At 35.1% G+C, this 12,292-nt stretch carries 11 protein-coding genes; 2 read left to right on the plus strand and 9 right to left on the minus strand.

Features of this window, described 5'->3' with window-relative positions; genetic code table 11:
- Positions 1–342: 342 nt before the first annotated feature.
- From DLK05_RS05700 to DLK05_RS05720, 5 genes are all read right to left on the minus strand, one after another.
- Positions 343–2,679: a TonB-dependent receptor gene (locus tag DLK05_RS05700; RefSeq protein WP_127343045.1), complete on the minus strand. Its 2,337-nt coding sequence runs from the start codon at positions 2,677–2,679 to the stop codon at positions 343–345.
- Positions 2,680–2,809: 130 nt separating this feature from the next.
- Positions 2,810–3,904, minus strand: a complete 1,095-nt coding sequence (locus DLK05_RS05705; RefSeq protein WP_127343046.1) for a helix-turn-helix domain-containing protein — start codon at positions 3,902–3,904, stop codon at positions 2,810–2,812.
- Between the two features lie 539 nt (positions 3,905–4,443).
- Positions 4,444–5,214: an MBL fold metallo-hydrolase gene (locus tag DLK05_RS05710; RefSeq protein ID WP_127343047.1), complete on the minus strand. Its 771-nt coding sequence runs from the start codon at positions 5,212–5,214 to the stop codon at positions 4,444–4,446.
- A gap of 19 nt (positions 5,215–5,233) precedes the next feature.
- Complete coding sequence (locus DLK05_RS05715) at positions 5,234–5,878, minus strand: MBL fold metallo-hydrolase (RefSeq protein WP_127343048.1); 645 nt, start codon at positions 5,876–5,878, stop codon at positions 5,234–5,236.
- 72 nt (positions 5,879–5,950) lie between these two features.
- Positions 5,951–6,574 (minus strand): Crp/Fnr family transcriptional regulator, encoded by a 624-nt coding sequence (locus DLK05_RS05720; RefSeq protein ID WP_209319738.1) that lies wholly within the window; start codon positions 6,572–6,574, stop codon positions 5,951–5,953.
- A gap of 1,097 nt (positions 6,575–7,671) precedes the next feature.
- Between DLK05_RS05720 and rsgA the strand changes: the two genes are divergently transcribed.
- Positions 7,672–8,601, plus strand: coding sequence for a GTPase RsgA (rsgA, locus tag DLK05_RS05725; protein ID WP_127343049.1), 930 nt, complete (start codon positions 7,672–7,674; stop codon positions 8,599–8,601).
- Positions 8,602–8,721: 120 nt separating this feature from the next.
- Positions 8,722–9,189 carry a hypothetical protein gene (locus DLK05_RS05730; protein ID WP_127343050.1) on the plus strand — a complete coding sequence of 156 codons (468 nt, stop codon included), beginning with the start codon at positions 8,722–8,724 and terminating at the stop codon, positions 9,187–9,189.
- A gap of 551 nt (positions 9,190–9,740) precedes the next feature.
- Here DLK05_RS05730 and DLK05_RS05735 read toward each other — a convergent pair.
- The 4 genes from DLK05_RS05735 to DLK05_RS05745 form a co-directional block, all read right to left on the minus strand.
- The gene (locus DLK05_RS05735; RefSeq protein ID WP_127343051.1) at positions 9,741–10,616 is read right to left on the minus strand and encodes an alpha/beta fold hydrolase; all 876 of its coding nucleotides are present in this window, start codon (positions 10,614–10,616) and stop codon (positions 9,741–9,743) included.
- Positions 10,617–10,736: 120 nt separating this feature from the next.
- Positions 10,737–11,732: a YhdH/YhfP family quinone oxidoreductase gene (locus DLK05_RS05740; RefSeq protein WP_127343052.1), complete on the minus strand. Its 996-nt coding sequence runs from the start codon at positions 11,730–11,732 to the stop codon at positions 10,737–10,739.
- Between the two features lie 106 nt (positions 11,733–11,838).
- Positions 11,839–11,961: a hypothetical protein gene (locus tag DLK05_RS17905; protein ID WP_262707810.1), complete on the minus strand. Its 123-nt coding sequence runs from the start codon at positions 11,959–11,961 to the stop codon at positions 11,839–11,841.
- A 1-nt stretch (position 11,962) separates the two neighbouring features.
- The gene (locus DLK05_RS05745) at positions 11,963–12,244 is read right to left on the minus strand and encodes a hypothetical protein (RefSeq protein ID WP_127343053.1); all 282 of its coding nucleotides are present in this window, start codon (positions 12,242–12,244) and stop codon (positions 11,963–11,965) included.
- Between the last annotated feature and the right edge of the window lie 48 nt (positions 12,245–12,292).

Raw genomic sequence — 12,292 nt, forward strand, 5'->3', positions numbered from 1 at the left:
AGGGGTATGTATCCCGTTCTGATCTAGATCATATCCCGATCACTTATTCTACTTAATCGATCTGTCAGATAGCAAGGCAAGTCTGTTTAGTGAAAACACCCATCTCACAAGGGAAATGAGCCATTTAAAGAAGTATGTAAGCCGTTTCGAGATAAACACAAAGAAAGCCTTAAATATATCCAAAGGCTACAAAATAGCTATACAGGTCAATACATCTAGGTTTAAAATGACAAAAGCCTAAAGATAGTTGTGACCTAAAAACAAAAAATCCTTGTAAGTGTTCACTTACGAGGATTCTTTGTTGTCTCTCTGGAATTGAAAAATATTAAGGCTATAAGCTAATTAAAATGATACCTTATAGCTAATATTCGGTATTATTAGAGCCTCTCTAAACATGTTCACCTCATTGGTTTTTAGATTATACCTATGACCTTGAAATTCTTTATAATTGGTTGCATTAAGAATCTTAAGAGATAGCTTATGGCTCGTCTTCTTTTTATACCATTCGTAGTTAATGGTCAAATGGGTAATGAATGCTGCATTGGTTTGCTCGGTAAATGGATTTGTTTCATCGTAAATCACATCCTTTTCAAGAGCCGAAGCGGTTTTGTCAATTACAGAATACCTATCACCACCTTGCAGGCTTAATTTTAAATTTACTCCAAATAAATTTTGCTTTTTCTTACCTACTCTAATCTCCTTACCCACAAGGGCATTAAAAAGGTAGTTTTTATTATATCGTGTGTTGTACCAATCGTTCTTATCGGTTTTATATTGAGAATTAAATACCGAAGAAGAAATTAAATAGTAAAAGCCATTGCTTATGTATTGTTCCAGGCTTAGATCCAAGCCATAATTTTGCCCTTTTCCTGAGTTGACATAGGCATCGTTAATAAACCAATCATCTTGTAAATTTAAAAGAGAACTTGTACTGTTCTTTACAATTGGGATGTCGAAAAGATACTGGTAATAGGGTTCAATTTTCAGATGCAGTTTTTCTGTGATATTCCAGTCATATGCTAATACAAAATGATGCGCTTTCGAGAAATCCAAATCTTTGTTAGCTCGTGCTGAAGCTGCATTAGTAGTATTTGCAAAATAGATGTTCAAAGCTTCAATTCTGCTATGTAAGCCATAACCAAAACTTATTTTTTTGTCATCATTAAATTGATAAGAAATTCCAAGCCTTGGTTCAATTGTGAAATTATTATTTAGAGTAAACAATTGAGAATTCAATCCAATATTTAGCTTGAAGTTTTTTAATGAAAAGGAAGAACCTGAATAGGCCGAAATTAAAGTCGTAAACCCATCATCCGAAACTAAAGTAGACAAGTTTGAACCTGGGCTGCTTACTTCTTTTAAAAGAAGATCATAGCCCATGCCTCTTATCGTTACACCCGTTTTGTTAGTATGTTTTGCACTGAATTTCTTATTCAGGAACGACTTGAATGTTATATTATAATTCGTGTTTTTAATCTCATTTTCGGCTTGCAATTGTGTTGAACTATTAAGCCTATCTGTTTTTAAATCTATTCCATTTTTCGAAAAGGCTAAGGTGGAATTAATGTAAGCTGAATTTTTAAGAATAATTCTATGATTTAAACCGACTGCTCCCATATATTGTTTTACGTTTTGGTCTTCAATATCCTGGTAATAGTTTTGGAGTAAAACATCCTTTTCCGGTGTCGTTCCTGATTTGTCTATTAAGCCAATTCCCCAAATGGAAAACAGACCTGCTTTTTTTGTAGGTATTTTAAATTTAAATGACAGATCTTGATAATTCGTGCCCTGTGCATCTTCAGGAAGCAAGGAAGAAATAAGCCCCAGAGTTGAATACCTGTAATTAACCCGATAGGATGCTTTGTTTTTCTTACCCAATGGGCCTTCAGATGCAAAACCAAGACCTATAAGCCCCGTTTCTACACTATGCTCGTAGTCAGAATTGTTTCCATCCCGCATTTGCATATCAAAAACACCTGAGAGTGCATTATTATATTCGGCGGGAAATGCACCGGTGTAAAAATCAGAATTGGCCAATAAGTTACTGCTCAATGCGGTTAATCCACCGCCACCAAAGGCTGCTAAGTCTGCAAAATGATTCGGGTTTGGTATTTCCACACCCTCAATTTTCCATTGCAAAAATTTAGGTGCATTCCCTCTAATAATAATAGCATTGTTGCCAACACTACTGGCAACTCCCGGAAACGAAGAAGCCAGGCGTGCAGGGTCATCAAATCCACCTGCATATCTGTTTGCTTCCTCAACACTCAACATTCTTGAGCTAACAGTTGCCATTCGGTTAATTGGTTTTTCCTTTACAACTCTTGGTTTGATCACGATTTCGTCAAGAGAAGCTGAACTTTCAGTAAGTCCTGCATTTACGACGACCTCCTTTACGGATGTGACAACAACTTCTGGTTTAATTATTGGCTCATAGCCTAAAAATGAAATCTTCAAATCGTACCTGCCAATGGGAACATTCCTGATAATAAAATTACCATCTATATCAGAAGTTGTTCCTATAACAGGTTCTGTGCCTATGATTACTATTGTAGCAAATGAAAGAGGTTTTAGAGAGGATTCGTCTATGATTTTTCCTTTTATCGTTTGGGATAAATCTTGCGAAAACACAGACGCAGACAGAAATGATAATACAATAATTAAAAAAAGATTTTTCATGTAGTTATTTTTCACATTTTTAAAATGTAAAAATAGCCTGTGCCTCACTTCTAAACGTTCGAAACGATCAATACGAACCTAAGCCTATTAGGCGGAATATGACCTAGTTGCCAACTAGAGTTATCCTGATTTATAAAGTGGAACTCTTTTTTTTAAATTCAGATGGCGTTTGATTTGTAATTTTTTTGAAAGTGGTATAAAATGAAGTTTTAGAATTAAAACCCGATTCATATGCAATGCCTAAATTACTCAGGTGATTCGTTTCGTTCTCCAGAAGTAATTCTTTGGCTTTATCTACTCGATATTTATTAATGAAAAGAAAGAAATTCTCATTAAACCCGGCATTAATAATATAGGACAATTTATGTGGCGTTACATCTATTAATTCAGCCAATTTTTTAAGATTTAATTCGCAATCTAAATACAGGTGTTTATCTTCCATTATTTGACTAAGTTTTAATTTTAACTCCATCAAGTCCTTATCAGAAATAATATTCTTTTTATTGATTGTGTTATCTTGATTAATGGCTATAATTTGATTTCTCTCGTTTTCATTTAAAAGGAATATTTCTTTTTGTTTAAGAACATTATAGGCGATGAAAAAGACAATTATTACAGAAACAATATTTCCAAATACATTTAAATAAGGTGTTGTCAGCAGAAGATTATATACACCAATAAAAATGCTTAATATCAAAATTGCAATAATGATATATTCTAACCATTTAAGGTCAATTTCACTGGTGTTTGATGAGAATAAATCAATTTTTTGCTTGTGTTTCTTTATTTTAACATAGGATGCTATGGCATAAAAAAGAGCTTGAATAATAATAAGTCCAGTTAGCACATTTTGTATTAAGCTGCTTTGTTTGGTTGTTTTCTGTAATAATAAACCTACAAGAAAAATTAAGGGTAAGACAAAATATTTTGAGTCCGATTTTTTAAACTTGAAATCAGGATTTGAATAGTGAAGAATACTGAAATAGAGAATTATGGGTGTGAAAAACTGAATAAAATGAACGGTGATTAACAAAGAACTCTTCATCTTATTAATATCCGTTAGAATGAAAATTTCTTCAAGCCAAAATGTTGACCAAAGAAATAGAAAAATTCCAAACCAAAAATTAGCTTTCTTATTTACTCTTAATGGATTGCTTATTAAAAGAAATGAAAGGAGCACTAGTGAGCCGTAAATCAAAATTACGATATAGGAATTTATATTCATTGAATTTTTATATTCTTTATTCTTGAATTACCGCTAAGCTATTTGTAACAGCGGAAATTGTTGTTGTTTTTCTTACAACTTCAAAAAGCTGTTGAAATCCAAAGATTGGTAATGCAACACTGGCTTCAAAAATACAAACGGCTTATTCATCAAATTAGGATGTATCTAACAAGCCCTCCAGGCATCAAACTATAACTGCCATTAAATCTACACTAAGCTAATAAAATTATAGTTTAAAATAAACGAAGTACCTAGTTAATAGATGAGAGTGTAAGCTTCACTTATTTTTGAAGCATTTGAAATTAGAGATCTAACTATTTATTGAATCAATTTTCGAAGTGCCATATTTGTTCTATTCCGATTGAACTTTAAAATTTTATCGCCCTAAAAATGCTTTATAGTTCGGATTGGATCATTAAAAAAGCCTCAATTAGTCAACTAATTAAGGCTTAATATTTTAATGTAGTCCAACAGAACCCAGATCAAAAACACCTACTTCCCGCCTGTTACATAGCAGCGCGTGATGGCAACTGGCATTGTTAAGATTTCAGCTCAAAGCTTTCACCATCGCCTGGGATAATCACCTTTTCAACTGCACTTAATTTAGCGACCAATTGTTTTAGTTTATTTCGGTCAGTAGGGCAATGATTTACTGCTTCCATATGATTAGCATATACTTTGTTTGGTGCATTTGTTATAAACTTTGCTATATCCGCAATATTCATCAATAATGGTCCACCAATATCAAATTGTGCACTACCTGCAGCAAGTACTGAAATATCAGGTTTTAAATCAACTAGAGTGTTTTCAACATCATTGGTGTAAATTGTATCAGAACTTATATAAATACTGGGTTCATCAGGAAGTTCAATATAAAACCCCATGACATTACCCATAGGTTTTGCAATAAAACCATAACCATGCCTGGCAGGGATGCCTATTATTTTCCCTTTAAGGAAATCTGTTGGCTTTTGGTATTCCAATGATGATACAACATTTAGCCCTTTCTTGATAAGTTTCTTCTTATCAAGCTGGTTACAAGTTACAGGAATATTCTTGTTTTTTAGAAATTCATACCCTTTGGCATCAAGATGATCGGGATGTAAATGCGTGATTACTGCGTGAGTTACCTTACTTAAAATATCGGTTGAATTAGCCGGCATGCTCACATAAGGGTTTTTACGTGGCTTGTGTCTAAAAAATGCAAAAGGTGGAATTGAGCCTTTTTTTCCTAACATGGGATCTACAAGAATAAAGTTATTGTTGCTTTCAATAACAAAGGTTGCACTTCTTAAATGATGAATTTTCATAATTCCAAATATTAAATGATTATAAAATAACCTCTTCGTAATACCATTTGCGGTAAAATGGATTGATTTGTTTCTCTATGCCAATTGCACTAGAGCGACCATGCCCGGGATGGATAAGAATATGATCATCCTGTTCATTGATTAATCTTAGAATAGATTGTTTCAATTGTTTAACATCTCCTGTTGGGCGATCCCATTTGCCAACACTACCTTCAAATAAGGTATCGCCTGTATAAAGATCATGACCGATTTTATAACACACACTTCCAATAGTATGCCCTGGTGTGAAAATAACAGTGATAATTTCTTTGCCAACTTCTAGCTGGGTATCTTCTGTTATCAATTTTATATCTAAATTTTCAAATTCGAAGGGACGAGGCTTACCAAAGTAATCGAAACCATTTTTGTAATTATCCATCAAGATTTCGTACTCTTTTTTATGAAGATACACTGGTACATCAAAACAGTCTAGTGCCTCAATGTGATCAATATGTCCATGAGTCAGTAAAATACCTTTTACTTGATAACCTTTCTGAGCTATGTATTGTTGTATTAGCTGCTTCTGGTAGCCTGGATCAACGATATAACATTCGTTGTCACGTTTAATTACATAGCAATTTACGGGTATTTCGCCATCAAGCAAAAGTTTTTGTACTTCGTTCATAATGTATAGTTTAATTTTACATTACAAAAGTATATTAGAAGTACAAGGCACGCCTTGATTCAAATCAAGAAATCAATTTCGCTTGCGAATACGACTTAAAGTTTCGGGGGTCATGCGAAGGTAGGTCGCAATATGGCGCAAAGGAATAGATTGAAACCATTCCGGTTTATTTTGTAATAGGTCAAGATAGAGCTCATCAGGGGTGAGAATAAAGTGTTTGAACTCCTCATTTTCTTTCCTTTCAATTAACTCTTTGAAAATTTCATCGACAAATTGTTTACCGCATTCATACTTAAATAAGAAAGCATTAAATGTTTCAAGACTCATCTCCTTTATAACAACATCTGTAAGGCACTCTTGATTTTTCTTGGTGGGTGTAAGCTTAGTTAGTGAATAAAAATCGGTGATAAACTGAGGTTTAACAAAAAAGTTGGTATTCATCTCCTTATCATCTTTAGCAAAATACTCCCTTACAGTTCCTTCTTTAAGAAAACGTAAGCTATTGACATGTTCATCGGTCCAACTTAAGATGGCCCCTTTTTTATAGGTTTTAGTCACAAAAGAATTTGCAAACTCAATCAATCCATCTTGATTAAATGGAAATTTAGAGTTAAAAAAATTAAATATTTCACTTTCATGTTTCATGTAAATGTGTTCTTGTTTTTGCTTGTTGTCAACAGCTGTGTATGTGTACATACATTTATATTCCTTTTATCTATACTGAAACATATATTTACACAGCTAATTTAAGTGTGTAAATGTATAAATGGGTTATGTGTCATCAATATAATGCTACTTAAACTCGTACTAAAGTATCAAATTCCAACTAATATTCATACTGTCAAACCTGTCAACTTTTCGATACGGCAAATCACATTTTAAAGAAGTCGTTATCTCAATAAATGGATAAGCTAAATTTTGAGCTAATAAACTATGTAATTCTTCGGGGTACAAATACAAAAAGCCAGTTTTAAGAAGCCAGAAACCCGTTTTCGGTATTTGTGAATCTAAGGCAAATCATGCCTATTAGGGCTTACGTTGTTTCTGAAAGCACCATATCATACGCTTTTCTTGCAAGTCGCATAAGGCTATTCAAAGGGGGATTTAAAACAGAAACTGGGTTTCGGTATTTGTAAACTAAGAAATATAAGAATATCCATTGAACAAATATTCCCATTTCGCTTGATAAATAAAGTAGTCCAGAGAATAAATCCAAATTCCAGAAGCCGTCTTAAGAAAACTATAACCCGATTATGGTATAAGCACACTCCTCTAAAATTAGAATCCCCGTAAGAAAAACTTACCAGGATTTAAGTTGTAGTCTCAACAGAACCCTGACAAAAACAAATTAAATTCTGACTATCACGGCTTTAAGAGTATTAAGATATTCTAGTGTCCCCCTTGTTAATATTAGTTGATTATAGGATTTAACGAATGGCAGGATGGCAAGTGGAACTTTCATGAATAGATAAGGTTATTGTTCATATTCATTGTGATTTACTCTCATAGGTACTCCTAAATTTGATTGAAATTAAATAAATCAAGGTAATAATCAACACAATCAAAAAAAATACTATTTTGCCAAATCTAAAAACAGTTGATGTTTAAATTTATGATGGATTTGGTGAAGTAAATAACCTTTGGCATTCTACCTAAGGTTATCCTATAATTAAACTCAGACATATTCTTGTCGGAGTTATTTTCATGTCTATACATTAGTGAAAATTTGAGACCAGGCAAAGTATATATAAATGTGCTTATGCCCTGATTTCGAGCATAAAAATTTAAACATCATGAGTAAAGAAGATAAATCAATTCACGAATTTGACTTTAATTTAATCTGCGAATATTATTCAAGCTTGGAACGACAAGGGCCCGGCAGTCCCGAAATAACGATTAAAGCATTGAGCTTTATCGATAAACTTAGTAACGAATCGCGTATTGCTGATATTGGTTGTGGCACAGGTGGTCAGACCATGGTGCTGGCACAGCATTCACTAGGACATATCAGAGGTATCGACCTGTTTCCCAATTTTATCAATCTGTTCAACTCAAATGCCAATAAACTAAATCTTCAGGATAGAGTAAAAGGTTTGGTCGGTTCGATGGATAGCCTTCCTTTTCAGAATGAAGAATTAGACCTGATCTGGTCGGAAGGAGCAATCTATAATAAAAGTGGAGCAATATCCGAAAAGCAGGCCATTGCCACATATGTCGACAAAGCCTTTATAGTACAAAGTCTCGACAATAATTTTAATGTACGGCGAATTGAACGCTTTATGCTTCAGCTTGCAGATGAAAATATACAGCCTGTATTGGTGCTGACAAAAACAGATTTAGACTTCAATAAGGATAAGGTAGAAAATGCCCTGAGGCATATATCCCATAAAATACCTGTTTTCTTCACCAGTATCCAATCACCATCAAGTATAGATCCATTGCGTAAGTTTATATCAACAGGTGAAACAGTTGTGTTTACTGGCTCTTCCAGTGTCGGAAAAAGTACCTTGATCAACGCCCTTTGCAGACAGAAAATTCTGCAAACAGCAACTATTAGCGACTCGACGGGAAAAGGGAAACATACTTCTACCCGTCGGGAGATGGTATTGATGGAACAATCTGGTATATTAATAGACACACCGGGAGTAAAAGTTTTCGGAGTTACAAATGATGATCCCGATACTCTGTCAGAGGTATTGGATTTTAGCAGTTTTGAAGGTTAATGCCGTTTCAAAGACTGCAAACATATCAACGAAAAAAGGTTGTGTCGTGATTAAGGCTGTAGAAAAGGGAGATATTGATATTGGTGTATATGAAAACTACCTTAAACTACGAAAAGAAGCATGGCATTATACCACTTCTCTACACGAAAAAAGGAAACAGGAAATCTCATAGCCGAAATCCAACAAACTTCTGATATTACATATCGAATATTTGATTTTAATCGAGTTGATAAAAATGGGAATGGACGAGAGTTGCATCATGACTATGCTATTCGATCAATGAATTATGAAGATGATTCATCAGGGAAGATTGAATATATCGAAAATGATGAATCTAAAACTGAAATCGTTTCTTGTCAGTATTTTAACACGAATATCATCAATACATCATCCACATTAGATCTTGACTATTCTAATCTTGATTCTTTTGTTGTCCTTCTTTGTACTGATGAAGATTGTGAAATACAGTCTGGTGAGAATAAAATAGGGCTAAATCAGTTAGAATCAATATTAATTCCTGCCTCATTAAAAAACATCAAGATCATAGCTAAAGAAAAAACAAAACTTCTGGAGGTTTATATCGCTTAGTTGAATAAAACACCAGATACAAATAAAGCATTACTGATTAGCAATGCTTTATTTCTTATTGTGTACCCGGTATGAGGATTTGCTTTGTGGTAAGCTCGATATACTTTGTAGCAATTTTAATATTGTAAGCTAATTAACCTTCATTTTAGTGGGGATGAATACAGCTACTTTGATATGGTACCAGAACAGTGTAACCATCTAGAAGCTCTAAAAAGCCACCAGTTTCAACTCTTGTGAAGTCATAAAAGAGATTGATTGATTGATTGATTGATTGATTGATTGATTGATTGATTGATTGATTGATTGATTGAGATGAAACCATAGGATGAACCCTATTTAGTATATATACTATACGGCTTTAATGACGTAAGGAACTTTGCCATAGATGATGAATTCATGATCTTCAATTGCTTTTAGGAAAGAGAAATCAGGGTTTTCGGGCATGAGAAGCATGAAATCTTTTTCGAGTTTCCACAGGTGCCATCTTATTACTTCTGACAGTTTTTTTTCAATTTATTACTAGTATCAGGCATCAACCGCTCAAAATAGCATTAAACATTCTCTTTTTCAAGATGAACGGTCGATAAAAAAGAAGCATCAACCGAGGTAGCAATCGCTTCCCATTGCTCCTGATGCATGCTGTGACCCATTTTAGGGTCTAGCCAAAATTCCGCTCCAGAAATACGTTTGGCAATGGCTTCGCCATGCTCTTGAGGAAATACGCGATCCTCTCCACCGTGCATCACCAATGTAGGGCAGGAAATAGTCTTCTGCACATCCCAAAGTGCAGGAGTGTTAAGCAACGCTTGCAAAAGACGACCATTACCTTCTGGACTATAAGCTCTGTCGAAAGAATAAGCTAGTTGTTTCTTGACCCACTCTTCTGGGAAAGGATACTCGTTACCCCAAAGCCAGCGCCAAACATCCAGGTTCCATAATATCTGATCTTCCCGAGAGCGACGTTCCAGGTATCCACCTATCTGCTCTGCGCTATCTTGGGCCATTTGTGGCCCGTCATCTTGAATCCCTGCTCCGCTGCCACTCATAGCAATAGTCAGAGTTTGAATTTGCTCAGGGTGACGAATCGCAGCCCAGCGCGCAATGTATCCACCCATCGACGCACCAATCAAGTGTACCGTTTCAAGTCCAAGATCATTAATAACAGCTGACACATCATCCGCTAAATTCTTTAGGTCGTAGGGTTGGATATGTTTTTCGCTAACGGTTGGGATTGAATACCCGCTGTCACGATTTTCCATTCTCACGACTCGAAAACCATGATCGGCGAATACATGACATTGTTCCTTTGGGTATTCAATAGAATCAATTTGCTCACTAAAGCCTGGCACCAACAAAAGTGTTGGGCCTTCAACATCGCAGGTGACTTCATAATTGATCCGAAAATCTTTTACTTTAACATAGGACATGTAACTTCTCCTTAAATATTGGTTTAGATCTGCTTTTAATTGTTTAGCCTAACACCGACAATACCCGCAATGCTAGCGCAGCGGGTATTGTCGGGTGTATCCGTTTGTTATGCGACATTCTTATGCCTCTAAATCCAAAACAGTTCTTCCATTTAACTTCCCATCAAGCATTAGATCAATATTATCGCTTAATTCAGCAAAAGATATTTCTGTGCAAACTTTCATCAAATTATCGGGTTTCCAGTCTTTGGATAGTTTATTCCAAACAATTTCTCTGTGCTCCATAGGATAATTTTGTGAGTCGATACCGATTAAAGATACACCTCTTAGAATAAACGGAAATACGGTGAGATTGAGATTTGCTGAAGCCACATTACCGCAGCAGGTAACCACACCCATCGGTTGTGTTGATTTGATAATATTGTCAAGGATGCTTCCACCTACTGTGTCTATTCCTCCGGCAAAAGATGTTTTCATCATGGGACGTGTATTTTCTTGTTCGAAATCTTTTCGGTCAAGAATTTCACTTGCTCCGAGTCTGAACAGAAAATCGTGTTCTTCCTTCTTTCCGGAAATTGCTGAAACATTGAATCCCAATTTTGCAAGAATGGCGATACTTAATGACCCTACTCCTCCAGTTGCTCCAGAAACCACAACTTTTCCATGTTCAGGTTTAATGTGTTCAGTCAGCCGAAAAACAGACATTCCAGCGGTCAAGCCCGCCGTCCCAATTATCATCGACTCTTTCATCGACATTTCTTCCGGCAATTTTATCGCCCAATCTGACGGCACCCTAATATATTGTCCAAAACCTCCGTCTGTATTCATTCCCAAGTCATAGCTTGTGACTATTACATTTTCATTTTCACGGAACTTTGCGGTATCAGAAGCAACAACTGTCCCAACAGCATCAATTCCTGGTGTGTGCGGGTATTTTTTTGTTACTCCCTTATTTCCACTCGCGGAAAGAGCGTCTTTATAGTTTAAGGATGAATATCGAACCTTGATTAACAAATCATTCTCAGGCAAATCACTAATGGATCTTGTTTTGATACTCCTTATAAATCTGTCTTCATGTTCTTCAACTACAAATCCTTTAAATTGTATTTGTTCCATAATTATATCTCCGTTTATATTTTCTCAAATTAATGTCGCATAACGCTTGAGATGAGCGGCGGGTTCCTAAAATGGGCGTGGTTACCCGTCCGCTCCATCGATTTTGTTAGGTTGTTTTTCTTTTTTTTATGTAAGAAAAATACGAAACTATTCCTGCTGCAAAACCACCTACAAAACCACTAATTAAACTAATAAAAGGGTTTTCGCCAACAAAAATAATTTTTTTCAAATCAGGTGGTGTTTGTACTAAAAGAGAACTCAAAAAACAAACCTAATCCATATGATAAAAAAGTGGAGATAAACTTTCTTTTTTTGAGAAATTGATAAAAGGTAAAGCCACATATTCCGGCAATCATGCCCGGAAGAACCATTTGGCCACCAACAGATGTTGCTGTAGAATAACTAAAGACACTTTCAAGAAGTACGTCTGTAACTCCAATAGTAAAGGAACCAATTCCACAACCATATGCAATTAAAATTCCATTTCTAAATTTACTATTTGGTTTTGTCATAATATTCTCCTGTATTAACCTAACGCCTACAATCACCCGACCGTAGCG

It is taken from the genome of Ancylomarina longa, from assembly GCF_003996985.1.
GTDB lineage: Bacteria > Bacteroidota > Bacteroidia > Bacteroidales > Marinifilaceae > Ancylomarina_A > Ancylomarina_A longa.

What these genes read in the sequence shown, in the direction of transcription:
- DLK05_RS05700 (WP_127343045.1), bottom strand. Translation starts at nt 2,679, where the DNA reads ATGAAAAATCTTTTTTTAATTATTGTATTATCATTTCTGTCTGCGTCT.
- DLK05_RS05705 (WP_127343046.1), bottom strand. Translation starts at nt 3,904, where the DNA reads ATGAATATAAATTCCTATATCGTAATTTTGATTTACGGCTCACTAGTG.
- DLK05_RS05710 (WP_127343047.1), bottom strand. Translation starts at nt 5,214, where the DNA reads ATGAAAATTCATCATTTAAGAAGTGCAACCTTTGTTATTGAAAGCAAC.
- DLK05_RS05715 (WP_127343048.1), bottom strand. Translation starts at nt 5,878, where the DNA reads ATGAACGAAGTACAAAAACTTTTGCTTGATGGCGAAATACCCGTAAAT.
- DLK05_RS05720 (WP_209319738.1), bottom strand. Translation starts at nt 6,574, where the DNA reads ATGTACACATACACAGCTGTTGACAACAAGCAAAAACAAGAACACATT.
- rsgA (WP_127343049.1), top strand. Translation starts at nt 7,672, where the DNA reads ATGAGTAAAGAAGATAAATCAATTCACGAATTTGACTTTAATTTAATC.
- DLK05_RS05730 (WP_127343050.1), top strand. Translation starts at nt 8,722, where the DNA reads ATGGCATTATACCACTTCTCTACACGAAAAAAGGAAACAGGAAATCTC.
- DLK05_RS05735 (WP_127343051.1), bottom strand. Translation starts at nt 10,616, where the DNA reads ATGTCCTATGTTAAAGTAAAAGATTTTCGGATCAATTATGAAGTCACC.
- DLK05_RS05740 (WP_127343052.1), bottom strand. Translation starts at nt 11,732, where the DNA reads ATGGAACAAATACAATTTAAAGGATTTGTAGTTGAAGAACATGAAGAC.
- DLK05_RS05745 (WP_127343053.1), bottom strand. Translation starts at nt 12,244, where the DNA reads ATGACAAAACCAAATAGTAAATTTAGAAATGGAATTTTAATTGCATAT.